Origin of the sequence: Rudanella paleaurantiibacter (assembly GCF_009184635.1) — a bacterium.
Lineage (GTDB): Bacteria > Bacteroidota > Bacteroidia > Cytophagales > Spirosomataceae > Rudanella > Rudanella paleaurantiibacter.
Window position 1 is genome coordinate 446,664 of sequence record NZ_WELI01000006.1, and the last position, 25,294, is coordinate 471,957.

Here is a 25,294-nt window from a genome sequence, read left to right on the forward strand (position 1 = left end):
CGAAATCATCACTCTTTTTGTGGCTATGCGGATGCTTCCTTGGTTGGTAGTAGGGTTGGTTAGTGCCGGAAAACTGTTGGCCTCCCCCTCGTCTCACAACCCTCATTCAGACCATCCTTCCTTTACCTGCAACTACACCGGGGCACGGGCTCCGCAGGTGGTTTGCGATCAGCTCATCAGTCGCTCCAATGGACATGCCGAGCGCGTAGTCGACCGGATTCTGAAGCCGATTGGGCTCATGCGGAATTTCAAGATTATGGAGTGCACCAACACGCAAAACTGCTTTGCGACGGTTTTGCAGGGGCAACGGTTCATTATTTACGATGGTGCGTTTATGCAACGCATCGAAACCGTAACCGACACCGATTGGTCGGCTATTAGTATTATGGCCCACGAAATTGGGCACCATTTGCAGGGCCATACCATTGATGGTAAGGGCGGGCAGCCCCAGAAAGAGATTGAAGCCGATAAGTTTTCGGGCTTTGTGCTGCATCAGCTCGGAGCCTCGCTCGAAGAGTCGTATGCGGCTATCCGTGCGCTGGGTAGTGAGCACCCAACCCCTACGCACCCGGCGCGGGCGGCTCGTATGGAGGCCATTCGGAAAGGCTGGCTCGAAGCCGAAGAACTGTATCCCCGGCTCACGGGTTCAGGGCGTGTAAGCAAGCCTGCCGAGCCAAAGACCAGCGGACCAGTAGCTCAGCGTCCGGTAGCTGCCCCAACAACCAACGCGCCCTCTGTAGCAACCCGTAACCCCGATGCCTCGGTCCCGGCGGCCCGGCCCGTACCCGCTAAACCGGCCGCGTCGGCTGCGAGTCGGGTGGGTTGTTTGTCGGGCGACTGTCAGAATGGGTTTGGTGTTTTTGTCAGCACCACGCGCGAGAAATACGTGGGTGAGTTTGCCGAGCGGGCCCGGCACGGGCAGGGCATTGAGTATTATCCCGACGGAAAAATCAAATACAAGGGAGCCTTTGCCGAGGGCGAACGGGCTGGTTTCGGTACGTACTATTTCCGTAATGGCGACCGCTACGTGGGGCAGTTTTCCGATAGCGCCCCCAATGGTAAAGGCACGTACTATTTTTCGGATGGCGACCGGTTTGTGGGTTTATTCCGCGACGGGAAACGTAACGGTTTCGGGGTACTGTATCACGCCGATGGCCGTCGGCAAGAGTCCGGGGAGTACGAAGATGATGAACTGACAGACTGACGGGGTGGTTAAAATGCCACCCCTTCCTGCTTATAGGTGCGAACATTACTGCTGCCCCCATTATGTTTTTACGACCTATATCGACCGTTGTTTGTTTGCTGATTGCCGCCCAACCCCTGCTGGCACAAACCGATTCAACCGGGCTCATTGCACCCGGTGCGGCCCTCCAGAAAGTATCGGGTCAGTTTGCCTTTACCGAAGGCCCGGCCGTCGACAAAAAAGGGAATATTTATTTTACCGACCAGCCAAACGACAAAATCTGGCTATACGATACCGAGGGGAAACTGTCGATGTTTATGGACAAAGCCGGGCGTTCGAATGGCCTGTACATCGACCGGAAGGGTAATATTCTGTCGTGCGCCGACGAGAAAAACGAGCTTTGGCGTATTCATCCCAAAACCAAAAAAGTAGAGGTGCTGCTCACCGATTACGAGGGCAAAAAGCATAACGGACCCAATGACCTTTGGCCCGACCGAAAAGGGGGTATCTACTTCACCGACCCGTTTTATCCGCGCCCCTGGTGGAGCCATAAAACGCCTTTTCTGACGGCTCAAAACGTATACTATCTCCCCAAAGGCGCTAAGCAGGCCGTACTCGTAGCCACTGACCTGAAGCAGCCAAACGGTATTGTGGGTACACCCGACGGCCGCTACCTGTACGTGGCCGACATTCGCGACAGTAAAACGTACAAGTACACTATCAACCCCGACGGCACGCTCTCCGATCGGCAACTCTTTGCCGCGCAGGGTTCGGATGGTATCACGCTCGATAAGCGCGGCAATCTGTACCTGACCGGCCGAGGAGTGACCGTGTACGACCCTTCCGGTAAAAAACTAACCAATATTCCGGTGCCCGCTGGCTGGACGGCCAACGTCTGTTTTGGGGGTAAAGACCGCAAAACGCTCTTTATCACCGCGTCGGAATCGGTGTTTGTCTTGCCAATGCAGGTGCAGGGCGTGGAATGATTAGCAGGCAGTAGCAGTAAGCAGTGGCAGTGGGCAGTACTTCGGTAACAGCCGTACCTACTGCCTACTGCTTACTTAAATTATCGGGTGGCGCTTAAATTCTTTGGTGCAGTCGAAGAGGTAGCGGTAGGTAATGTGCCGTTTGCCCACTACACCGCCGAGCATTTTGGAGAACCGAATCATCTTTACATTAAAGTCGCCAATCCAGTTTAGTTCGAGGTCTTTGTACGGGTGTTGGCTGTTCCAACCGACCCGCATAGGGTACGACAATGCAATGGCCGATTCGACACCCTTGCCCTGAAACTCCGGGATAACCCCGAAAATAACGCCAAAGGCTTTGCGCGTGGTCCGAAACGTTTTGTGATACAGGAATTTTAGTTTGCCCCACAAATCCATTTTGCCGTTTACGTACTTGAAGTACTGATTCAGCTCGGGGAGCATAATGAAGAAAGCCACCGGTTGTTTTTCGGGGCCGTGGTACCCGAACCAGACGAGCGTTTCGTCCATAACGGGCTTCATCTGCTTCATCAGTTTCAGGGCCTTCTCGTTACTCATGTCGGGCGTACCCAGAATTTTTGTCCAGGCCTTGTTGTAAATCGTGGCAAAGTCACCGGCGAACTTTTCGAGCTGGTTTTTGCGGATATGCTCGAACGAAAAAGCCGGGTCGTTCAGGATTCGGTCGGCCCGGTCCAGTACGGCCGGATTCATACCGGCCAATACGCGGTCTTTTTCGATGGGTAGAAAAAACGTGTGTTGCTCAAAGTACGTCTGGAACCCGTATTGCTCAAAAAACGGCACGTAATACGGCTTGGTGTAGGGCATGCCGTAGTTGGGTTCGTACTGAAACCCCTCGACCAATAGACCCCACCAACGGTCGCGGTCGCCGAAGTTGATAGGACCGTCCATGGCTTCCATACCGCGTTGAGCGAGCCAGTTTCGGCAGGTATCAAACAGTAGGAAAGCCGCTTGCTGATTGTCGATGCACTCGAAAAAGCCCATCCCCCCCGTAGGCTGATCGTTTTTTTTGTCGTTAGTGGTTTTTCGGTTGACAAAAGCTGCCACCCGCCCAATGGTCTGTTTTTGGTCATCGAGCAGGAGCCAACGTATGCACTCGCCCTGTTCGAAGAGCTTGTTTTTGGCCGGGTCGAAAACGTTCTCGATATCAGCGTCTAATGGACGAATCCAGTGTGAATCGTTCTGGTAAAGCCGAACGGCCAACTGAATAAACTCAGAGCGGTGAGCGGGGGTGGTAACTTCAATTACGTGCATAGGGCAAAGATACGCTACTCTTTCAATCGGCCATCGAACCAAAACGGCTCGGTGCTGGTGAGTTGGATGGTACTAAAGTCGGGGTGGGCTGGGTTGAGCAGATAATTCCATTCCTGCGGAATAATGGCCGATGGTACACGCAGCACTGCTGAGCGCATACTCCGTATCCAGGCGCTTCCGAGTGCTTGACAAAGGCTGTATTGTTCGGGTAAAAACCAGTCAGAAGGGAGTTGTTCGAGTGCAATCTGCTCGACAGAAATGGCGTCAGGAACGTAAATAACCATCGTCCTAAAGTCATCGAGAAGACCTTCGGCACTTCGATGAACGATATTTTCGAGACAGGCCAATGACCGCGAGGAGGCTGTGTAAAGGACAAACTGGCCCCGGAGGTTCCAGCGGGCGGGGGCACCCGAGGCCATCAGGGTGTCGGCATAACGGGCTTTAGCAATTCGGTAAACGTCCATTAATTGGGCGGTTAGGCAAGTAGCCTGTTTTAGGCCAAATCACCGTACTCAATACGGGTCAGTTCGTCCATAATAAGGTCTATACCCCCCGACGTGTGCAGTAGCAAAAAGGGAAGTTGGCCTGACAATCCGTAGGCGGGCTTATCAAGCCACCGCCGAAACGATTCTACCGAGCCGAACACATCGGTGCCCTGTTCGAAGAGAGCTTTGAGTTTAAGCATTCGTTCACCGTCTTGCGGACTCAGGTTGCGCCCTTCACGCTCATATCGCTGAAACGTTCGTAACGACAGCCCAAATAATTCGGCCAGTTGTTCGCGCCCGTATCCAGTCAGTGTGACCAGTTCTGAAAACAAACTGGCCGGAATGCCTTTGAAAGCAGCCAGAACAAGCGCTGTTTGGTTAATGGCAGTCATTATGAATAGGCGACATTTGTTTGGTTAAACAAAGAAATTTGTCGTTTAGTTTCAGCCCATTTTCCCTGCACTCGTTTCCCGCAAGTTTCTGTAATTTCGCGTCCACAAAATGACCCGCAAGCGTTTGAAAAAGGCCAACTTGCCCGCTTGCGCAGTGCTGTAACGACCATGACGCAACCGCTCAAATTATACAACACGCTTACCCGCCAGAAAGAGGTTTTTCAGCCCATCAACCCGCCTTATGTGGGCATGTATGTCTGCGGACCAACGGTCTACAATTATGTTCACCTGGGCAACGTCCGGACATTCCTGACGTTCGACACGCTGTTCCGGTACCTGACGCATATTGGTTATAAAGTCCGGTATGTACGCAACCTGACCGATGTGGGGCACCTGGTTGGCGATGGCGACGATGGGGAAGACAAAATCGGGCGGATGGCCAAGCTCGAAAAGCTGGAGCCTATGGAAATTGTGCAGCGTTACACGCTCGATTTTCATCAGGTAATGGCTACGTTCAACGCCTTACCGCCCAGTATTGAGCCCTCGGCCACGGGGCACATGGTGGAGCAAATCGAAGCCGTAAAAACGCTCATCGACAAGGGGTTGGCTTACGAGTCGAACGGGTCGGTGTATTTCGATATTCTGAGATATAATGAACAGGGGGGCGGCTACGGCAAGTTGTCGGGCCGCATTTTGGACGACCTGCTCAACGAAACCCGCGAACTCGACGGGCAGGCCGAAAAGCGAAACCCACTCGATTTTGCGATCTGGAAAAATGCTTCGCCTGAGCACATTATGCGCTGGCCTTCGCCCTGGGGCGACGGTTTCCCCGGTTGGCACCTGGAGTGTTCGTGCATGAGTACCAAGTATCTGGGGGCTCAGTTCGATATTCACGGGGGCGGCATGGACCTCAAGTTTCCGCACCACGAGTGCGAAATTGCGCAGGGTAACGGCCTTACCGGTAAAGACCCCGTGCGCTACTGGATGCACGCCAATATGCTTACCGTAAACGGGCAGAAAATGTCGAAATCGCTCGGTAACTCGTTTCTGCCGGGTGAGTTGTTTACGGGTAGCCACCCGCTGCTTGAGCAGGCTTACTCGCCCATGACCGTGCGGTTCTTCATGTTGCAATCCCATTACCGCAGCACGCTCGATTTCTCAAACGAAGCGCTCAGGGCGGCTCAAAAAGGGTACCGTCGGCTTGCAAATGGGCTTCGTGTAATCAAAACACTGGCGTACACGGCCGATGAGTCGGTGGCGCCCGATGCTAAAAAGCAGGCTGATATTCAGGGGGCGGTGCAGGGTTTCCACGATGCCCTCAACGACGATCTGAATACCGCTGTGGGGATTGCTAACCTGTTTACGTTGCTCAAATACGTGAACATGCTGTACATGAATCAGCTCCAACCGGCTGCTTTGGGCGAAGAAACGTTTGCGTTGCTCAAGCATTCATTTGTCGACTTTACGGAGAACGTGCTGGGGCTGCTCGAGGAGAAAACCGAAGGCCACGGCGTTGTGGAGGGGATGTTGGCTCTCTACCGCGAGTACAAAGAGCAAAAGCTTTACGACAAAGTGGATCAGGTGCGGGCTTACTTTAAGCAGCAGGGTTTGGTGATCAAAGACATGAAGCACCGAATTGATTGGGCGTACGAAGAATAATTGGCCTCATTTTCGTTTAGTCTACAAACGCTAAAAGCCCGGTCGGTAGCGGTCGGTCTATGCATGAAAAACATACTCATTTTTGCGTGGGCACTGGTGATCGGCACCGCAGCCTGTAAAACCGATAAAAAAACCGAGTCGGGCACAACCGAAACGACGCAAACGATGGCTGCAGCCCCGGCGTTCAATGCCGACTCGGCCTATGCCTACATTGCGCAGCAAGTAGCCTTTGGGCCGCGCGTACCCAACACGCCCGCCCATGTCCGCACGGGCGATTATCTGGTGGCCAAGCTAAAGCAGTTTGGCTTCGCTGTGACGGAGCAAACCTTTCAGGCCAAAACCTGGGATGGCAAAACCCTCAATGCCCGTAATATTATTGGCAGCCTAAACCCGCAGGCAACCAAGCGGATTCTGCTCGCTTCGCACTGGGACTCGCGCCCCCGTTCGGATCAGGATAGTGTGGCTACGGACCGGACCGACGCCGTGCCGGCCGCCAACGATGGGGCGTCGGGCGTGGGGGTCTTGCTCGAATTGGCTCGCACCATTCAGCAGGCGCAGGCCAAGCCCAACGTCGGAATCGATATTATCTTTTTCGATGCTGAAGACTGGGGAGACGGTGAAAAAGCCGTGGGTGATAAAGAGCCAGGTACCGACTTTGATTTTATCGGTTTCTGCCTCGGCTCGCGATACTGGTCGAAAAACCTGCATGTGCCGGGCTACAAAGCCTATTACGGTATTCTGCTCGACATGGTCGGGGCCAAAGGGGCTACATTTGCCAAAGAAGGGCTTTCGATGCAGTTTGCTCCGAGTATTGTGAATCAGGTTTGGCAAACGGCGAGTCAGTTAGGTTACAGTCAGTATTTTGTGGATACGCCGGGTGGCCAAATCACTGACGACCACGTAGCCCCCAACGTGATTGCTAAAATTCCGATGATCGACATCATCCACACGAACCCCCAAACGGGCGGTTTCTTTAAAGACTGGCATACCAACGACGATACAATGGCTAACATAGACCGGAATACGCTGAAGGCTGTGGGCCAAACCCTCGTACAAACGCTTTACAATGAATAGAGGAGACGCGAAAACGCAGAACGGTAAAAGAGCATTGGTCTTTTTGGTACTGCTGCTTAGCCTGGCTGGCTGTTACGCAAAGCCCGATACCTTCGGTAAGCTCGACGTAGCCAAGTGGCGCTCTGACCGGGGTGGGTGCAATGGTGTGCGGGCTACGCTGCTTACTGATTTTAACGCCAGCCGACAGGAATTCAAGGGCGTACATGTCAACGATTTGGGCGGCATTTTGGGGCGGCCCGATGTGAACATGATTGCCGACCGCAACCAGAAGTACTACGTTTACTTTTTAGAAAAAGGTATCCACTGCGACGACGCCAAGCAGCCATCCAAAGCTCGTTCGGTAGCGTTTCGGGTCAGTGCTATCGGACTTGTTACGGAGATTACCTTCCAGAACGGAACACCGTAACTTAGTGATGAGAGATAAGTGATGAACGATGAGCAGACTGATGCATAAACACTCATCGTTCATCACTTATCTCTCATCACTACAAATAGTGCTTTTTGCGCTCAATCATCTCTTCAACCACGTCGGGCACCATGTACCGGATAGACCGGTTGGCGCGTACACTCTCGCGAATAAACGTAGCCGAAATATCGAGTAAGGGGGCTTCAACCAGCCGAACGCTTGGGTGTTCCCGGAAGGGGCTTGCCACTGCCCGCGGGCGTGGGTACACGTACAGGGTAAATTCGTTCAGAATGGTCTCGTACGATTTCCAGTTCGCAAACTGCTCCAGATTATCCTCGCCCATAATGAGCGTAAAGCTGTGCTGTGGGTATTTTTCCTGAAGTTTCCGTAATGTGTCAATTGTATAGCTTGGCCGGGGCATGCTAAACTCCACATCAGTCGCCTTCAGTCGGCTATTGTCGGCAATGGCCCGCTCCACCATATCGAGCCGGTCGAACTCATGAAGGAGGCTCTTTGTCTTTTTGAATGGATTTTGCGGAGAAACCACAAACCAGACCTGTTCGAGGTCGGTAGCGGTAGCCATTGTATTGGCAATAATCAGATGCCCCACATGAATGGGGTTGAACGAGCCGAAAAAAAGACCGATTTTCATCTTAGGTGGGTAGGAGAGAGAGGAGTGCGGAGTAACGGCCTGGCCATGTATCGGCTCTCCACTCCCCCGCTCCTATTTACTTTTAAAGGATCGCTCCCTTTGGCGGAACCTTGTTTTCTTTCGTAAACTCGTCGACAAGCTGTTGGGCTTTCTGGTACGAGGTTTCGAGGTCGTCGTTGATCAAAACCACGTCGAACCGATCCTGAAAGCTCATTTCGAAATGTACCTTAAACAGGCGTTTCGAGAGGCTATCTTCGGTTTCGGTGCCGCGCCCAATCAGGCGTTGACGGAGGGTTTCTTCGTCAGGAACCCGCACGAAAATGGCCAGGGCCTTGTCGCCGTAGTATTCTTTCAGTTTAAGGCCGCCCTGCACGTCAACGTCGAACAAAACGTGTTTCCCGCTGGCCCACAGCCGTTCGATTTCCGATTTGAGCGTGCCGTAGAAAGCCCCCACGTACACCTCTTCCCACTCGACAAATTCGCCAAGGTCAATCTTGTGCTTAAATTCTTCGGGGGTCAGAAAATAATAGTCTTTCCCGTTCTCCTCAGCGCGGCCCCGGCGGTCGCGGGTGCAGGCCGAAATAGAAAAGCCGAGATTGTTGTTCTCGGCTAATAAATGTCTGACAATGGTCGTCTTGCCCGATCCGGAAGGGGCAGAGAAAATGATAAGCTTACCGTCCAATGTATCTTAAAAATAAAAACAGAGAAAACCGGGCTTTCAGGGCCGACTTTCTCCGCTTCTCAGGTTACTAACTAAACTGTGAAATCCGCGCTTTAATGCTGGCTATCAACTGCTCTGGGCAGCACTTCTTCTCCATTTTGCCATTTAGCAATTGCTTGATTTCTTTCTCCAGATTATACATCTGGATGCAGGGCTGACAGGTGTGGAGGTTATTTCTCAGCCGCTCGATTTGCTGCTCAGTAGCTTGCCCGTCGAGAATGACTTGAATCATTTTGAGGCAATCTACCTGATGGTCACAGTGCTCTTTCATACTGCCCGGAGATGACGATGGCAACGACGTTTGCATTGGAAAAATTCAATTTATTCCAAAAATATTAGTACGTTAAGTTGATAGGAGAACCGTTATTCGGTTCAGAAAAGTTCGGGCTACTCTTCATTTTGTTCCCGATACCCCATCGAAGCGGCATAATCCCGCAGCTTCTCTTTCAGCAGATTGCGAGCGCGGTGCAAACGCGACCGAACCGTGCCGATTGGAATATCCAGAATCTTAGCCATCTCCTCGTACGTAAAGCCTTCGATGTCGCAAAGGATGATTACCGTCCGAAAATCAACCGGCAGCGAATTAAGCGCCGTGGCCACCTCATCACCAATTAAGTCAGAAACCGATTCGGCCCGGAGGTCAATCGTGTGTTCGGTCTCGGCATCTTCAGAGTTGTAGGTCGTTTCAACGTCCTGATAATCTACTTTTGCCGGTTCCTTGCTTTTCTTCCGATAATCGTTGATGAAGCTGTTCTTCAGAATGCGGAACAACCATGCCTTAGCGTTGGTTCCTTGCTCAAACGACGAAATAAATCGAAATGCCTTCAAATAGGTATCCTGCACGAGGTCGTTGGCGTCGTCCTCGTCCATCGTTAACCGAAAGGCAAAATTGTACATGGAGTCGATGTGGGGCATAAACTCCTTGTTGAATACCGCGTATTTCTGCTCGTCGGTGTACCGACGTACCGGCGCTTCCGTCGGCGTGCCATCGGCAGAAACTCCTTCTGGCAGCGTTTGGTCTGGTCCTGTAGGGCCGTTGGGACGGTCCTGTTCGTCGCGAGTCGGCGTATCTGACATAACTTCGTGTATGGTCGCCATAAAATTAAGGAGTTTTTGTCGTTTACTGTCAGCGCCTTTCTGATAAACTACTATTCAATCGCTATAGTGATTGTGTAGCTTCCGAGTAGTTGCCTGATTGTAAGTAAGATAAAATTCTGCAAGCGTGCGCGGGACTTTACAAATGGTGTAGCAACAAGTTTTCTAAGAGGTACTGCAAAAATTAATCCTTTGTTCAAAATTTACACCATAAAGCAAGGCTACTGCCATTTCGGCAGACATTTGGGCGAAAACGCCCTTGCTTTGCGGGAAGCATCTTATCTTGTCGACTGGAACAATTAACGGACCAATGCCGACCCGGTAAGTGGGTATAATGGGTAAACGTAATGGAAATAACCTTTATTGGGGCTGGCAATGTGGCCTGGCATCTGGCGCCTGCTCTTGAAAACGCCGGTCACCATGTCAACGAGGTCGTAAGTCGTCAGCTGAGTCACGCCCGGCAGTTGGTGAGCAATACATTGTACGATGCCCGGCCGCGCTCCGATTTTAATCTGGCTCAGAGCGTATCGCAACTGTTTATTCTGACCGTTCCCGACGACGCTTTGCCTGACGTATGCGCCCGTTTGGTACTACCCGAAGGGGCCATTGTGGTGCATACCTCGGGTACCCGGTCGCTGGGCGACCTGACCCAACTGATGCAGGTGTACAGCGATGTACCCGTGCATACGGGGGTGTTTTACCCGTTGCAAACGTTCAGCCGCCAGCAAAGTTTGCTCGATTTCGAGGAGATTCCGCTGTGTATTGAAGCGGCTGACCCTGAAACCGAAAGCCAACTGGTGGCCCTTGGGCAGGAAATCAGCTCGATTGTGTACCTCGTCGACTCGGCCGAACGGCGGGTGCTTCATCTGGCGGCTGTGTTTGCCTGCAACTTCACCAACCATTTGTTTGCCATTGCCAAGGGGCTGACCGATGCGCACGACCTCGAGTTTGACCTGCTCAAGCCCCTCATCCGCGAGACGTTCCGGAAAGGCATGGCCGCCGCCGACCCGGCTACCGTACAAACTGGCCCGGCCCGTCGTGGCGACCAAAAAACCATCGACACGCATCTGGACATGTTACGACACCAACCCCGCTTGCAGGCTATCTACGACTTACTGACAGCGAGTATCCGGGCGGGGGAGAAGGGGTGAGGGTACCCTTGCCAGTTGTGGTTTGGCGATCCCTTTGTCCTTTGTAAGGTATCTCGCACTTCATAGGTTAGAACGATAACAGTGAGGGCCAAACAGGTTGAAAACTGTATCACAAGTATAAACCCGTCAGAACGTAACCTATTTACGTTGCTCGAAAAACAATATTAGCCACTTTGCCTCCTCCTACATCCCTCCAACCCGCATTCCCCGGCCGAAACTGCCAAGGGGTTGCATTTTGGCGCATTGTTCGGTCATGTGCCAGGCATCGAGCAGGGGCTTTATGAGGTCGCCGGCTCCGCAAGTGAGGGTGGATTTTGCGGGGAAAAGGGGTTTCCCCTGCCGATTTAAGGCCAGGTGCCAGCCGCCATGCTGAGTGTCGGGGAAGTGCTCAATGGTGTAGTTGTGCACGCGTCCAAGCCACTTGGGGGCGTCGGGGTGGCGGGTATAGAAATATGCTTTGGTCAGGGCTGCCAGGCAATCGAGGTGCACCGGAGCCCAGCGTTGTTTCCAGTCGGGGTAGGGTAGGGGTTGGGTCTTGATGTCGACCCAGAGGTCGAGCCCGCCAACAGCATCGTCCCAGGCCCATTCGCAGAGCCGGATAGTCCAGTTAGCCACCTGTAAAGCTACCTTTCGGTTACCGGTTTCGCTTGCCAGGTCGTGCAGGGTAGCGGCTGCCCGGAACGTGAGGCCGGGACTCAAGCGCCGACCTTCGGGCGTATTCAGAAATGCCCCCTCGGGCTGAATCCATTCGCGCAGAATATCCTGACGTTTGTCCAGAAACTCGTCCAGCAACTCATCGAGCAACGCTTTGACAGCGTCTTTCCAGTCTTCTTCGTTGAGCAGGGGTTTGGCCTCGAGTAAGGCTTGCATCACGGCTACGGGCTCGCTCAGGTGCAGGAGTTGCCGGTAGCCATCTATGGTGCGGCTAAGTGCAGCCCGGCGCTGCTCCCGGCGTTGCAGCAAACTCGCCAGTGTTTGTTTGGCCAGCATGGCCCACTCGTCGTTGCCGGTAGCGCGGTGCATCTGGCAATACGCGCTTACCACGGCTGCATCGGTACAAACATCGGTTGTAGGGGCTACCGGGCGGCCCCGCCGGTCGACGGTGGCGTAGCAGCGTAATGTCTCGTCGTGGCCAAACTGGTACAGAAACGAAGCACCCCGGTGAGCGTGTTCGAGCCAGGCATTGCTGCCCCCCAGGGCGTTGTACAGGCCCGCGTAGGCCCACGTATGCCGGGCCTGTTGTTCAACCGATTTGTCGGATTCGATCGGCTGCCCGTCGTCGGTCAGGTTGTTGAAGTACCCCCCACACCGCTCGTCGGTACTGTGCCGGAGCCAGAAGGGTACGAGACTCCCCAACAAGCTATCCTGGTACACGGCAGACAGGTTGCGGAAGTCAAGCATGGGGTGGAATCAGATTCATGGTTTCGGGAGACTTACCCCCGAAACCATAAACCCATTTAATAGGTAACTACACCGCGCGGCTCCGCTTCACGGTCGCGCCGGTTGTTGTCTTCATCGGGAAAAACAAATTTCATGGGCTTACCCACCTGATTGGGCAGCAGGGCAATAGCCAGCACCTGTTCTACATTATCGACATAATGGAACGTAAGGTCCTTGATATAGCTGGCATTGATCTCGTCGACATCCTTTTTGTTTTTCGAGCAAAGGATAATCTCTTTCACGCCCGCCCGGTTGGCCGCCAGAATTTTCTCTTTGATACCTCCCACCGGCAGTACTTTACCGCGGAGCGTTACCTCGCCGGTCATGGCCAGAAACGGTTTTACCTTGCGTTGGGTACAGATGGAAGCCATCGACGTGACCATCGTGATACCCGCCGAGGGGCCATCTTTCGGAACGGCACCCGCCGGTACGTGTACGTGGAGATCGTAATGATTGAAAAGCCGATAATCAATATTCAGATCGTCAGAATGGGCTTTGAGGTACGACAGCGCCGTGATGGCCGATTCTTTCATTACGTCGCCCAGTTGCCCCGAAAGGGTAAGCGTACCGCGTCCCCGGCTCAGGCTCGACTCGATCAGCAGAATTTCACCCCCAACCTGTGTCCATGCCAGGCCCGTTACAATGCCGGCAATGTCGTCGTCGCTGTACAGGTCTTTATCGAAAATTTCGGCACCCAGCAGCTTACGCACATCGGTGGCTTTGATGGTCCGGGGGTATTCCTCCTCCATGGCAATCGACTTGGCAATTTTCCGTACCAGTGCGCCGATTTTCTGCTCCAGATTCCGCACGCCCGATTCCCGTGTGTAGCCTTCAATGATGCGCAGAATGGCTTTATCCTCAATCTGAAGGTCTTTCGGTTTGAGGCCGTGGTCTTTGCGTTGCTTCGGGAACAGATACTTTTTGGCAATCTGTACTTTCTCTTCAACGGTGTACCCGGCAATGTCGATGATCTCCATCCGGTCGCGGAGGGCCGGGTGAATGGTATCGAGGGTGTTGGCCGTGGCAATGAACAGACATTTCGAGAGGTCGTACTCAACCTCCAGATAGTTGTCCATGAACGTGGAGTTTTGCTCCGGGTCAAGTACTTCGAGCAGTGCCGACGACGGGTCGCCCCGGAAATCGGAACTCACTTTGTCGATCTCGTCCAGAATAAAGACTGGGTTCGATGAGCTACATTTCCGAATGTTTTGCACAATCTTACCCGGCATGGCGCCGATGTACGTTTTGCGGTGTCCCCGGATCTCGGCTTCGTCGTGCACACCTCCGAGTGCCATCCGGCTGTACTTACGGCCGAGTGCCTTGGCAATAGAGCGCCCGAGTGAGGTTTTGCCCACCCCCGGAGGGCCGTACAGACACAGAATCGGTGCTTTCAGTCCTTCGGCATGATTGGGCTTGGCCCCGGCTGTAGCCCGGCTATTGCCCGCTTTGCGGGGAACTGGGGTGGCTTCGGCCGCTGGGGCCGCAGTTTCGTCGGCCCGGCGGTCGTTCTGAAGCTTCAGTACGGCCAGGTATTCGATAATACGCTCTTTTACTTTCTCCAGCCCGAAATGGTCGGAGTCAAGAATTTTCTGAGCGCGTTTAAGATCGTAATTGTCTTTGGTGTATTCGCTCCAGGGCAGATCGACCAACAGCTCGATGTAGTTGAGCGTGACCGGATACTCGGGGGCCATCGGGTTGATCCGCTGAAGCTTGGTTAGTTCTTTGTCAAAATGAGCCCGCACCTCGGCCGACCAGCGTTTTTGATCGGCTTTGACCCGAATCTCTTCCAGGTCCCGGTCGGGGCTGTCCATGCCCAGTTCGTCCTGCAACACCTTAATCTGCTGACGCAGGAAGAAATCGCGCTGCTGCTGATCGAGGTCCGAGCTGGCTTTCGACTGAATCTCGCGTTTGAGTTCGAGCAACTGAATCTCCCGGAGCATGTACTCCAGCAGCAGTTGAGCCTGCGGGGCACCCTCCAGGGTTTCGAGCAGGCGTTGCTTGTCGGCTACTTCGGCGTTGATATTCGACGACAGGAAGTGCAGCAAAAACATGGGGCTCTCGATGTTGTCGAGGGCAATGCGGGCCTCCTGCGGAATCTCGGGATTGAGCCGGAGCGTTTTGTAGGCGGCATCTTTTACCGACTGAATAAGCGCTTTGCCCTCCCGCTTGGTCGCGTTCGGAAACGAATCGTCGATCTGCCGGACGGAGGCCGTCAGGAAAGGCTCATCCTGCGTAATCTGGTTTATCTCGAAGCGTTTTTTCCCCTGAATAATGATGGTGATGTTGCCATCGGGCAGGGTAATCATTTTGATGATGTACGCCACCGTACCCAACCGGTAGAGGTCGTCGGCGGTGGGTTCATCTTTATTCTGATTAAGCTGGGCAACAACGCCAATAATTCGGTTTCCCTTGTACGCCTTCTTAACCAGCCGGATCGACTTTTGCCGACCTACCGTCACGGGGATGACCATGCCGGGAAACAGAACTGTATTGCGAACGGGGAGTATAGGTAAATTTTGAGGAAGTTCGTAATCGTCATCGATTCCTTCCGGCGAGCCCAACGGCACGATCTCCAGATTGTCGGAGTCGAAGTCAGCCAGCAGTAATCGAGTTGCTAAATCGTTTTGTAACATAGGGGAGACTGCCAAACTGACAGCATTTCATGATGCTTGTGGGTACTGTTAAGGCTTAGGAGCAGATATACTATACCTGTGCAAGGCGCGTGCCAGCGTATATAGGACGACGCAGCCCATGGGTAGTAACAACCGCAAAAATACGGCGCAACCCGCGAATCGCTTCTGAAAACTTATTATCAGAAACTAATATCCTGAACGGTTTGATTTTTTTTAAACAAAAAAGTCTTTTTCTGTCCGTTGTAGCTGATAGTCACCAGATTAACCTGGTCATCGAATAAGTCGGTCAAAACGCTTTGTTGCATTTGCCCACCTCGGAACGCTTCCGAATACGGTAGCTCCAGATAAATCCACTGGGCATCAGCCTCCGTTTCGTGACCAATATAGTCAAATGATTTTCTTTGTTTCTGCGGAGTTAGCACGGCAAAGTGCCTGCGAACGTATTTTTCGAGTATTGGGTCGTTTTTTGTTGTATTGGCTGCACTAAACACCACCCGTTGGGCCCCGTTTTCTTTCGTGAGTGCCTTTTCGAGATCGTCGGTAAACATCCGAACACTAATCTCAAACGCGTGCTCTTTGGGGTTATACTGCATGTTGGTGACGCTCGCATGGTACTCATGCGCCGAACGGCTGGCAATCAGAAAAAGCGAAAGAACAAGAACTCCGATTCGTCCAAGCATGGGTAACGGAAAGAGAAAACGGCGGCCCGTGCCGAAGCCGAGCCGCCGGTAATGACGTTGAGACTTAAAATACGGCTTTGAATACGTCGTTGAAAATGGCAAAGGCCATCAGTCCGAGCAAAATAACCATACCTACTTTCTGAGCGGCTTCGAGGAACCGATCGGATGGCTTACGACCCGACACAATCTCGTACATCAGAATAGTGGCATGGCCGCCGTCGAGGGCTGGAATTGGAAGGGCGTTCATAAAAGCCAGCGCCATAGATAGCAGGCCCGTTACGGTCCAGAACCGATCCCACACCCAAACTCCGCCAAAGAGGTTCTGCGCAATGCCGATTGGGCCACTCAGGGCCTTCGAAGGCGACACATCGCCCCGGAAAATCTTGCCAAAGCCTTTGATGTTGTCATACACCACGCCAAACGCCCGCTGCGTGCCTACGCTCAGGGCCTCGCCGAAGGTGTACTCTTCGGTTACGGTTTTGAGCAGAAACTCGGGATAAAAACCAATGGTACCCTCGGCAGTGGTTTTCACGTTGAGCGTAACCGGCTGCCCGGCCCGGTTGATAGACAGGGCGAGGTTCTGATTTTTCAGGGGCTTGGCAATCTCGCCGAACTCGTGGTAAAACCGAACGGGCTTACCGTTGATGGCCGTGATGACATCACCCGTTTTCAGACCAGCTTTTACGGCGGGCTGATCGGGCACCAATTCGCCTACTTTAAACGGTTGAATGGGCTCGATGAACGGACCCGCACTTTTTTTGTCGGCCAGCTTGTCGATAAAATCGTTGGGTACGTAAATGTCTTCGAGTTTCCCGTTGCGCTCCACCGTGTAGTAGCTGTTGTCGTTCAGGAAAACGTCGGTGCTACGGATGTCGTTGAAGTCTTTAAACTCCTTACCGTTGATTTTGACAATTTTATCGCCAGTGCGCAACCCGATTTGCTTGGCCAGGTCGTGAGCCACAATACCGTATTTGGCTTCGCTGGCGGGCAGGTAGGTATTGCCGTTTTTGTAGGTGATGGCTACGAAGATGATGATCCCCACAATCACGTTGACAATGATACCGCCAAGCATCACAATCAGGCGTTGCCAGGCGGGTTTGGCCCGAAACTCGTACGGTTGCGGCTCAGCTTTCATCTGCGCCGTATCGAGCGATTCATCGATCATCCCCGAAATTTTCACGTAGCCACCCAGCGGAATGGCCCCCAGACCGTATTCGGTATCGCCTTTTTTGAAGCTAAACACCCGGGGCGGGAAGCCAATAAAGTACTGCTCTACGCGCATGCCAAACATCCGGGCCGCCAGCAGGTGACCCAGTTCGTGTAATCCAACTAACAGAGACAGGCCCAGAATGAGCTGTCCGGCCATTATTAATACTTCCTCCATATGTGTGTTTAGTGCAAAATCGTACAGGTGTCGGGAAATGTATTGGCTATTTTAACGATCGCCCCGTAGGTACCAAACGATGAATACGCTAATCTGCGCGCTATATCCACTAGTTTATACAAAACGTTGATTGGGCATAAAATAACATCCTTAGATAGTCATCAGTAAAACAGTTAAACCAGACTTTTAATTCGTTCGGAAGCCAACCGGCGAGTTTCGGTGTCCGTGCTGACATAGTCGTCGTAGGTTGGCGCGGCAACAAACGTTGCCGTTGCCAGGCACTCCGCAATAACGTCGGAAATTCCCAGAAAACTTAACCGTTCGTGTAAGAACGCGTCGACGGCAACTTCATTGGCTGCATTTATGATGCAGGGGGCATTGCCGCCTTGCCGGAGTGCATCAAAAGCGAGTTGCAGGTTGCGGAAGGTTTCGAGATCGGGTTGCTCAAAAGTGAGCGATGGAAACTGCCGGAAATCAAAACGGGGAAAATCGGACTTGAGCCGGTTGGGGTAGCCCAGCGCAAACTGAATGGGCAGCCGCATATCGGGCAGCCCCATCTGCGCTTTCATGCTACCGTCTTCAAACTGCACCAGCGAGTGAATAATGCTCTGCGGGTGCACAATCACCTCAATTTGTTCGGGCGTGAGGCCAAACAACCACTTGGCTTCGATTACTTCCAGCCCTTTGTTCATGAGCGTAGCCGAGTCGATAGTGATCTTGGCACCCATGCTCCAGTTGGGGTGTTTGAGAGCCTGCGCTTTGGTGACGGTTTCGAGAAAGGCCCGGTCTTTACCCCGGAAAGGCCCGCCCGAGGCCGTGAGCACAATTTTCTCGATGGGGTTATGAAATTCACCCACCAGGCACTGAAAAATAGCCGAGTGCTCCGAATCGACAGGGTAGATGTTCACCCCTTTTTCGGCCGCCAGCCGGGTAATCAGCTCGCCGGCCACTACCAGCGTTTCTTTGTTGGCGAGGGCGATGTGCTTGCCTGCTTCGATAGCCCGGATGGTAGGCAGCAGGCCCGCATAGCCGACCATGGCGGTAAGCACCATATCGATACTGTCCATCTGCACCACAGAGGCCACGGATGCGGCTCCGGCGTAGACTTTAATATCGAGTGGATCGAGGGCCGCAAAGACCTGATCGTAGCGAGATTCGTCGCAGATCACAACCACGTTGGGCCGCACCAGTTCGGCTTGTTGAATCAGAAGGTCGGCGTTGGAGTTGGCCGTGAGTACTTCCACTACGAACTGATCGGGGTGGGCGCGGACTACGTCGATGGCTTGGGTGCCAATCGAGCCGGTGGAGCCCAGAATGGCAATATGGCGTTTGTTGGAGTCGGTGTACATTATCCGTTATTCATTACAGCCAGCAACCCGTCCGCGATTTTGCGGTCGTTGGCCAGCCTTGGCACTTTGTTTTGTCCGCCCAGCTTGCCCTGACTTTTCATGTACTGCTGAAAAGCGCCCCGGGGCAGGCTCGTGAGCCGGAGGGGTTGTAGAATAGCCCCCGTGATGAGGTCGTCGTAATATACGTTTAGTTCGATCAGCCGGTTGTCAAGGTCGTGGGCGAAACGGGCGGGGTCGTGCGGGGGCGTGGCAAACTCCACGAGCCATTCGTGATACGGCAACCCTTCGGCCGGGGCCACCATCGGGGCCACCGTAAACTCGACAACCTCGGTTTCGGGCTGTTGCTGCATGGCGTACTGAAGCGCTTTTTCTACTTCTTCGCCAATGACGTGCTCCCCGAAGGCCGAAATAAAATGCTTGATTCGGCCCGTAACCAACAGCCGGTACGGGTCGCGGCTTACAAACTTGACCGTGTCACCAATGGAGTACCCCCACAAACCAGCGTTGTTGTTAATCACGACGGCGTAGTTTTTGCCCAGCTCAACCTCCTCAATGGTGAGCCGACGTGGATTTTCGGAGAAATACTCCTCGGTCGGGATAAACTCGAAGAAAATCCCGCTGTCGAGCAGCATCAGCAGACCCTCTTCGGTTTGGGTGTCCTGATAGGCAATAAAGCCCTCCGAAGCGGGGTATGTCTCAATAGAGTCGATGCGTTTGCCGATGCTCTCAAACAACTTAGCCCGGTACGGCTCAAAGTTGACACCCCCGTACACGAAAACCGAAAAGTCGGGAAACACGTCCTTTATTTTCTTGCCGGTGCGGGCCTGAATCCGGTCGAAGTACATCTGCACCCAGGGCGGAATCCCCGAAATGAGCGACATCGGCTGGTGGATGGTTTCGTCGATGATGGTTTCGAGTTTGGTTTCCCAATCGTCGATGGTGTTGGTTTCGTAAGAGGGTAGTTGGTTGGTGCGCAGATAAGCCGGTACGTGGTGATTCACAATACCCGATAGCCGACCGACGTGGATGCCGTTTTTCTGAGTCAACTCGGGGCTACCCGACAAAAAAATGAGCTTACCGTCCAGAAACCGGCTGTTGCCTGTCTCGTGTACGTAATTGAGCAGGGCATCGCGGGCCGAGTTGATGTGGTTCGGAATCGACTCTTTGGTCAGCGGAATGTATTTGGTGCCCGACGTGGTGCCTGATGTTTTGGCAAAGTAGACAGGTTTGCCCGGCCACAGGATATTCTCCTGCCCATCGACCACCTTCTGAATATACGGCTTGAGGTCTTCGTAGTCGCGAACAGGAACCGCCTGCCGGAAATCGGCCACGGTGTGTACATCGCGAAAGTGGTGATCCCGGCCAAACTCGGTGTTCCGGGCCGTTTCGACCAAGCGTGTAAACCAACGCTGCTGTGCCGCGCCGGGCCCATACATCCAATCCTGTTGCCGTTGCGCGACCCAGCGGGCCAGCGGCTTACTCAATACCGAACGAATTCCCATAACGGAACAAAAGTAAGGGATTGGTGGCAATACCGGACCATCTGAACCGGGAAGCTGTGTTCAGGGGCAGTTGGCTACCCGAGTAACCGCCATACGCCGGTAATGAGCAGCAGAATCAGGGCGGCTGGGGTGAGCACTTTCCAGGCCAGAAACATCATCTGATCGACCCGGACGCGCGGGAACGTCCAGCGCACCCACATTTGCCCCAGTACGGCCAGCAAAGCTTTGGAAAGAAGCCAGAAAACAGCCGTTACGTTGCCCCAAACGGTGCCGGGTTCGCCACTTGTCCAGTCGGCGAGCCGCACCGGCCCCAAGTTGGGCAGGGGGGTGTTCCAGCTACCCCAGAACAGGATAACGCCCAGCATAGATACCAGCAGCATCATGGCGTATTCGGACAGGAACAGCAGGGCAAAGCGCATCCCCGAATACTCAGTAGCGTAGCCCGATACAATCTCTGACTCGCCCTCGGGCAGGTCGAAGGGGGCGCGGTTGGCTTCGGCCAGTGTGCAGATAAAGAAAATCACGTAACCCACCAGCAGCAGCGGATGGCGTACCACATTCCAGGCGAAAATGCCGCCCCAGTCTGTAACGTCGATACCCAGCCAGCGTTGCCCAAACAGGTACGTGGTTTCGTAGGTGTATATGCCCTGTTGAAAGCTAATCTCCTGTAGGTTGAGAGTCTGACAGAGCATGACCACACAGAGTACGACCAGACCCAGCGGAATTTCGTAGGAGATTATCTGCGCCACCGACCGCATAGCGCCCAGCAGCGAGTATTTGTTGTTGGAACCCCAGCCAGCCATCAGAATCCCGACCACGTCGAACGAGATAATGGCGAGCAGGTAAAAAACGCCCACGGCCGTACTCGACCCCAGCAGATCAGGGGTGAGCGGAATAACGGCGTACCCCGCAAAAATCGACGCGAAAATAACGGCCGGTGCCATCAGAAACAGACGTCGGTCGGCGGCTGCCGGTACAATGTCTTCTTTCTGAAGCAATTTGAGCAAGTCGGCAATGAGCTGAAGCAATCCCCATTTGCCCACCTCCATCGGCCCGAGCCGATCCTGAATAAACGCCGAGATTTTGCGTTCGAGGTACACCCCAACCACCACAAAACCAGACGAGATAGCGAGAAAAATAGGAAGAGCGAGCATGAGGTAGCAATTGTAGAGACGCAATATCTTGCGTCTCCTGACCGGATGGTTTTGCTGACGCCTGGGAGACGCAATATCTTGCGTCTCTACAATTAGAATTCAGCAGATTTGGGCGTGCGGGGGAACGGAATCACATCGCGGATGTTGCCCATTCCCGTAACAAACAGCACCAGCCGCTCAAAGCCAAGACCGAAGCCCGAGTGCGGTGCCGTGCCAAACCGGCGTGTGTCGAGGTACCACCAGATGGCTTCGGGCTCGATACCCACCTCAGCCATGCGACCCGTGAGCTTGTCGAGGTCGTCTTCGCGCTGCGAACCACCGATGATCTCGCCAATGCCCGGAAACAGCACGTCCATCGCCCGAACCGTCGGCCCGAACACCTCGCCCCGGCTATTGGTGGCCGGTTCGCTGTCCTGCTTCATGTAGAAAGCCTTGATCTCGCGCGGGTAGTTGGTCAGGATAACCGGTTTCTTGAAGTGCTTCTCGACCAGATACCGCTCGTGCTCCGACTGTAGGTCGATGCCCCATGATACCTCGTACTGGAACTGCCCCTTTTTGGCGGGCTTCGAGTTGCGCAAAATCTCGACGGCCTCGGTGTAGGTAAGCCGCTCAAAATCGTTGTCGACCACAAACCGAAGTTTTTCGAGCAGGCTCATTTCGCTTTGCTCTTCCTTCTTTTTGTTTTTCTCTTCTTCCTTCTGCCGGTTGTCGAGGAACGCCAGATCGTCGGCGCAATTATCGAGCGCGTAACGAATCACCGACTTCACGAAGTCTTCGGCCAGGGCCATGTTGTCTTCGAGTTCGTAGAAGGCCATTTCGGGCTCAATCATCCAGAATTCGGCCAAGTGGCGCGTGGTATTCGAGTTTTCGGCCCGGAACGTGGGTCCGAAGGTGTAAATCTTACCCAGAGCCATAGCACCCAGCTCGCCTTCCAGCTGCCCCGATACGGTCAGGTTGGTTTCGCGGCCGAAGAAATCCTGGCTGTAGTCAATCTTACCGTCTTCGGTTTTGGGCGGATTGATGGGGTCGAGTGTCGACACTCGGAACATTTCGCCAGCCCCTTCCGCGTCCGAAGCCGTGATGATGGGCGTGTTGAGGTAGAAAAAACCGTTGTCGTTGTAATACTTGTGTACGGCAAAAGCGAGGGCGTGCCGAATCCGCAAAATAGCACTAAACGTGTTGGTGCGGGGGCGGAGGTGGGCAATCTCGCGCAGGAACTCCAGCGAGTGCCGCTTGGGCTGTAGCGGGTATTTTTCAGGATCGGCGGGGCCATACACGTGCACCTCCGCGATTTTGATTTCTACCGCCTGCCCGCTTCCCAACGATTCGACCAGTGTACCCGTGATGGCCACACAAGCGCCCGTTGTGATGAGCCGGAGCGTATCGTCGGGTAACTGACCGGCTTCCGAAACAGCCTGAATATTATGAATCGTTGAGCCGTCGTTGAGGGCGATAAAAACCGCGTTTTTGCTTTCGCGCTTGGTCCGAACCCATCCTTTGACGGTTATATCCTGCCCAACAGTGGGGGCCTGTAGAATCTGCTTGATTGGTAAATAACTCATTACTGACTCCTGGCGGCTAAAATTTGTGCCGCAAAGGTAGGATGCCCGGCTGTGAATTACCAGATTAAGGATAAGAAGCCTGTGACTGAGTTGAGACTCCGTAGTATAACCGGTAAAATAAACCCCGTTTCGGGGTCGTTTGTCTACAGTAGCGAATTAAATTGGTAGAGTTTTGGTTGTACAGATTCCGGCAGTACTCAACCCCTTTTTGATGTCTATGAAACAAGCACTGGTCCTCCTCTTTTCTCTGCTTAGCCTCACGTCGATTGGTCATGAGAATCATCTCTCGGCCCGGATGAACGAAAAAATCACGGCACCAAACCGTGCAGTTACTTACGCGAATGTATTCGATGAGTTAGGACTCGAAATGCGCGGTCTGAGCCGTTCGGTGTATGAATACGCCTTGCGCGGGATGCAGAAAATGCCCGGTGCCCGGCCCGTGCTGTCGATTGTCGATATGAGCCAGCCTTCCAATCGGAAGCGTTTGTACGTGATTGATCTGGAGAGCCGTAAATTGCTTTTTAACACCTACGTTGCGCACGGACGTAATTCGGGCGTGTTGCTGGCCGAAAAATTCTCCAACACCAACTCGTCGTATCAGTCGAGCCTCGGTTTCTACAAAACACTGGGTACCTATTCGGGCAAGCACGGGTTGTCTCTTCAGTTACAGGGGCTTGAGCGAGGCTTTAACGATAACGCATTCTCACGGGCTATCGTGATGCACGGGGCCGACTACGTTTGCGAAGATATTATTAAAAACACCGGCCGACTGGGGCGGAGTCAGGGTTGCCCGGCCGTTTCCAACGCTGAGAGCAAGCCCATTATTCAGGCCATCAAAGGCGGCTCGTGCCTGTTTGTTTACTACCCCGATCCTACGTACCTGAAAACCTCCTCGTTTTTGGGTTGAGCTGCCATCTTGTGCAGGTAAAACGGCACGCGGATGACGCGGATTAGAGGGATTTACACCGATTTTCTTTGCATACAATGGGTGTAAATTCGTTCAATCCGCGTCATCCGCGTGCCGTTTTCTATTTCTGCGTGCTATTCTATCTGGCTGCCAATCGCTTTTCCAGCCCATAAATGTCTTTGTAGTAAACCAGCTTACCACTCGCATCCAGATCGGCAATCTGGTACGTCACAAAAACCGGGAATGGCTTAGGTAATTTAAACGACTGGGGTTTCTGGTCGACCAGGCAGCGGTCGTAAAAGCCCTGATCGAACTTGGTTTGCCCCAATACATAATTGGCAAACTCAACGGGTTTTTCGAGCCGCACACAGCCGTGACTCCGCCACCGATCTTTCGTGACATCGAATAACTGACGGGCGTTGGTATCGTGAAAATAAATGGCCGGTGGTCCGTCAAGCGTAAACTTGATCAGGCCAAGGGAGTTGTGGCAGCCCGACGTTTGCCGGAACCGGTAGGGGAAATCATCGGCCGAAATGGTCGCCCAGTCAACGCTGTATGGATCGACGGGTCTGTTTTTAGCATCCAGAATTTCCATGTTCTGACTGTCCAGAAAATCGGGGTTTGCCTTCACCTTGGGCAGAATTTCTTTGAGCCCGATGCCCTCCGGCACGTTCCAGTACGGATAAGCCACAATATCGGTCAGGTAGCAGTTGAAGCGCGGAGTTTGCTTATCGGCTTTCCCGGCAATCACGTCCATCGGCATATCCCGCCGGCCTTCCTTATCAAATACCGTCAGGCGCGCAGCCGGAATATTAACCACCACAAACTTGTCCATGTCGAACCGGCCCAGGTAGCGGTAAAAGTTGAGCGTTTCGCGTACGGCCCGGAGTTGGTCGGGCGTGGCTGTGTTCCGAATCTGGTTATACTGCTGCACCAACGCGCGGTAGGGCGCAAACTGACTGGCCGAAGCCGTCAGGGCCGTAATAACCGAGTCGTTCTGAGCGGTTTGGCTTACCCAGGCCGTATCAACCTGCTCAGGCAAGCGGCTCACCGACTGATCGGCGGGGCGGTGCCCGTACCGAAGCTCAACCAGCAGCTTTTTCAGTTGCTCGGCGGCTACAGGCTCGGCGGTTTCGGGCGATTGGGTAGCGCTGGCAGGTAGCACATACCGCGTCGTGTCGATGCCAAGGGAGTCGGCAAAGCGCCGGGTTTGGCTTAATTTTTCGCTCATACTGACCGTCTTGGGCGCTTTGCGGCACTGCGTAAACGGCACGGTCAGTAGTAATAGAGAAAAGAGTCTTACCGCGTAGGTAAGTCGTTCATGTCGTTGAGTCATGGCAATCGATGCTGAATGGTAATTAGCGTTTATAGTTTTACGTTTATGGTTCCTGGTTGAGGCACCCCAGCCGGGGTAGCATCGAACCAAAACGCCTACCTGTAAACGAATTTTACCTGTATAACGACTACGGCCGGGCGTGGGTTGCATAAATCGATGTTTCGGGCCGGAGCCGGAGCCGGGTTTCTGGTTTACAGTTTTTGGTTTATAGTTTCTGGTTTATCGTTCATCGTTTGTGGTTAAAAACAGATGATTCACCTGATCGTACCCACAT

23 protein-coding genes are annotated in these 25,294 nt (G+C 53.5%); 7 read left to right on the plus strand and 16 right to left on the minus strand.

The genetic code is table 11. From position 1 onward, the window contains the following. The first annotated feature begins 25 nt into the window (after positions 1-25). Both F5984_RS17000 and F5984_RS17005 read left to right on the plus strand, forming a co-directional pair. Positions 26-1,204, plus strand: coding sequence for a hypothetical protein (locus F5984_RS17000; protein WP_152125403.1), 1,179 nt, complete (start codon positions 26-28; stop codon positions 1,202-1,204). Positions 1,205-1,266: 62 nt separating this feature from the next. Beyond that, complete coding sequence (locus F5984_RS17005; RefSeq protein ID WP_152125404.1) at positions 1,267-2,169, plus strand: SMP-30/gluconolactonase/LRE family protein; 903 nt, start codon at positions 1,267-1,269, stop codon at positions 2,167-2,169. A 75-nt stretch (positions 2,170-2,244) separates the two neighbouring features. Here the strand turns inward: F5984_RS17005 and F5984_RS17010 are convergent, their stop codons facing one another. Genes F5984_RS17010 through parS form a run of 3 tightly spaced genes read right to left on the minus strand, consistent with a single transcriptional unit; the run spans position 2,245 to position 4,315 of the window. Further along, entirely contained in the window at positions 2,245-3,438 is a 1,194-nt protein-coding gene (locus tag F5984_RS17010; RefSeq protein ID WP_152125405.1) for a hypothetical protein, read from the minus strand. 14 nt (positions 3,439-3,452) lie between these two features. Continuing rightward, on the minus strand, positions 3,453-3,902 hold the full coding sequence (locus tag F5984_RS17015; protein WP_152125406.1) for an RES family NAD+ phosphorylase: 450 nt from the start codon (positions 3,900-3,902) through the stop codon (positions 3,453-3,455). A gap of 29 nt (positions 3,903-3,931) precedes the next feature. Then, entirely contained in the window at positions 3,932-4,315 is a 384-nt protein-coding gene (parS, locus tag F5984_RS17020; RefSeq protein WP_152125407.1) for a type II RES/Xre toxin-antitoxin system antitoxin, read from the minus strand. 168 nt (positions 4,316-4,483) lie between these two features. On the opposite strand from parS, the gene cysS reads away from it, so the two are divergent. The 3 genes from cysS (at position 4,484) to F5984_RS17035 (ending at position 7,454) form a co-directional block, all read left to right on the plus strand. After that, positions 4,484-5,974: a cysteine--tRNA ligase gene (gene cysS / locus F5984_RS17025; RefSeq protein WP_152125408.1), complete on the plus strand. Its 1,491-nt coding sequence runs from the start codon at positions 4,484-4,486 to the stop codon at positions 5,972-5,974. Positions 5,975-6,037: 63 nt separating this feature from the next. Then, positions 6,038-7,048 carry a M28 family peptidase gene (locus F5984_RS17030; RefSeq protein ID WP_152125409.1) on the plus strand — a complete coding sequence of 337 codons (1,011 nt, stop codon included), beginning with the start codon at positions 6,038-6,040 and terminating at the stop codon, positions 7,046-7,048. Continuing rightward, positions 7,041-7,454, plus strand: a complete 414-nt coding sequence (locus tag F5984_RS17035; protein ID WP_246169069.1) for a hypothetical protein — start codon at positions 7,041-7,043, stop codon at positions 7,452-7,454. The genes F5984_RS17030 and F5984_RS17035 overlap by 8 nt, the downstream gene beginning before the upstream one ends. A 79-nt stretch (positions 7,455-7,533) precedes the next feature. Here the strand turns inward: F5984_RS17035 and nadD are convergent, their stop codons facing one another. From nadD to F5984_RS17055, 4 genes are all read right to left on the minus strand, one after another. Continuing rightward, entirely contained in the window at positions 7,534-8,106 is a 573-nt protein-coding gene (gene nadD, locus F5984_RS17040; protein ID WP_152125410.1) for a nicotinate (nicotinamide) nucleotide adenylyltransferase, read from the minus strand. A gap of 82 nt (positions 8,107-8,188) precedes the next feature. Continuing rightward, entirely contained in the window at positions 8,189-8,788 is a 600-nt protein-coding gene (gmk, locus tag F5984_RS17045; protein ID WP_152125411.1) for a guanylate kinase, read from the minus strand. Between the two features lie 67 nt (positions 8,789-8,855). Next, a complete protein-coding gene (locus F5984_RS17050; RefSeq protein WP_152125503.1) occupies positions 8,856-9,098 on the minus strand; it encodes a hypothetical protein in 243 nt (80 codons plus the stop codon). 116 nt (positions 9,099-9,214) lie between these two features. Continuing rightward, positions 9,215-9,925, minus strand: coding sequence for a sigma-70 family RNA polymerase sigma factor (locus F5984_RS17055; RefSeq protein ID WP_245581659.1), 711 nt, complete (start codon positions 9,923-9,925; stop codon positions 9,215-9,217). A 344-nt stretch (positions 9,926-10,269) separates the two neighbouring features. Here F5984_RS17055 and F5984_RS17060 point away from each other — a divergent pair, with 344 nt between their 5' ends. Then, positions 10,270-11,073: a Rossmann-like and DUF2520 domain-containing protein gene (locus F5984_RS17060; protein ID WP_152125412.1), complete on the plus strand. Its 804-nt coding sequence runs from the start codon at positions 10,270-10,272 to the stop codon at positions 11,071-11,073. 183 nt (positions 11,074-11,256) lie between these two features. Here the strand turns inward: F5984_RS17060 and F5984_RS17065 are convergent, their stop codons facing one another. The 8 genes from F5984_RS17065 to asnS all read right to left on the minus strand — a co-directional run bounded on the left by F5984_RS17065 (position 11,257) and on the right by asnS (position 22,777). After that, positions 11,257-12,474, minus strand: a complete 1,218-nt coding sequence (locus F5984_RS17065; protein WP_152125413.1) for an AGE family epimerase/isomerase — start codon at positions 12,472-12,474, stop codon at positions 11,257-11,259. A gap of 56 nt (positions 12,475-12,530) precedes the next feature. Beyond that, positions 12,531-15,146, minus strand: coding sequence for an endopeptidase La (lon, locus tag F5984_RS17070; RefSeq protein WP_152125414.1), 2,616 nt, complete (start codon positions 15,144-15,146; stop codon positions 12,531-12,533). Between the two features lie 179 nt (positions 15,147-15,325). After that, a complete protein-coding gene (locus F5984_RS17075) occupies positions 15,326-15,826 on the minus strand; it encodes a DUF6702 family protein (protein ID WP_152125415.1) in 501 nt (166 codons plus the stop codon). Between the two features lie 64 nt (positions 15,827-15,890). Beyond that, on the minus strand, positions 15,891-17,210 hold the full coding sequence (rseP, locus tag F5984_RS17080) for an RIP metalloprotease RseP (protein ID WP_152125416.1): 1,320 nt from the start codon (positions 17,208-17,210) through the stop codon (positions 15,891-15,893). Between the two features lie 173 nt (positions 17,211-17,383). After that, positions 17,384-18,559, minus strand: a complete 1,176-nt coding sequence (locus tag F5984_RS17085) for a 1-deoxy-D-xylulose-5-phosphate reductoisomerase (protein ID WP_152125417.1) — start codon at positions 18,557-18,559, stop codon at positions 17,384-17,386. Beyond that, entirely contained in the window at positions 18,559-20,061 is a 1,503-nt protein-coding gene (locus F5984_RS17090; RefSeq protein ID WP_152125418.1) for a GH3 auxin-responsive promoter family protein, read from the minus strand. Before F5984_RS17090 ends, F5984_RS17085 begins: the two co-directional genes overlap by 1 nt. Before the next feature lie 74 nt (positions 20,062-20,135). Beyond that, on the minus strand, positions 20,136-21,215 hold the full coding sequence (locus F5984_RS17095; RefSeq protein ID WP_152125419.1) for a complex I subunit 1/NuoH family protein: 1,080 nt from the start codon (positions 21,213-21,215) through the stop codon (positions 20,136-20,138). A gap of 92 nt (positions 21,216-21,307) precedes the next feature. Beyond that, positions 21,308-22,777, minus strand: a complete 1,470-nt coding sequence (gene asnS / locus F5984_RS17100) for an asparagine--tRNA ligase (RefSeq protein ID WP_152125420.1) — start codon at positions 22,775-22,777, stop codon at positions 21,308-21,310. 217 nt (positions 22,778-22,994) lie between these two features. Between asnS and F5984_RS17105 the strand changes: the two genes are divergently transcribed. Then, a complete protein-coding gene (locus F5984_RS17105) occupies positions 22,995-23,684 on the plus strand; it encodes a murein L,D-transpeptidase catalytic domain family protein (protein WP_152125421.1) in 690 nt (229 codons plus the stop codon). A 139-nt stretch (positions 23,685-23,823) separates the two neighbouring features. Here the strand turns inward: F5984_RS17105 and F5984_RS17110 are convergent, their stop codons facing one another. Beyond that, positions 23,824-25,020 (minus strand): L,D-transpeptidase family protein, encoded by a 1,197-nt coding sequence (locus F5984_RS17110; protein ID WP_246169071.1) that lies wholly within the window; start codon positions 25,018-25,020, stop codon positions 23,824-23,826. Positions 25,021-25,294: the final 274 nt, after the last annotated feature.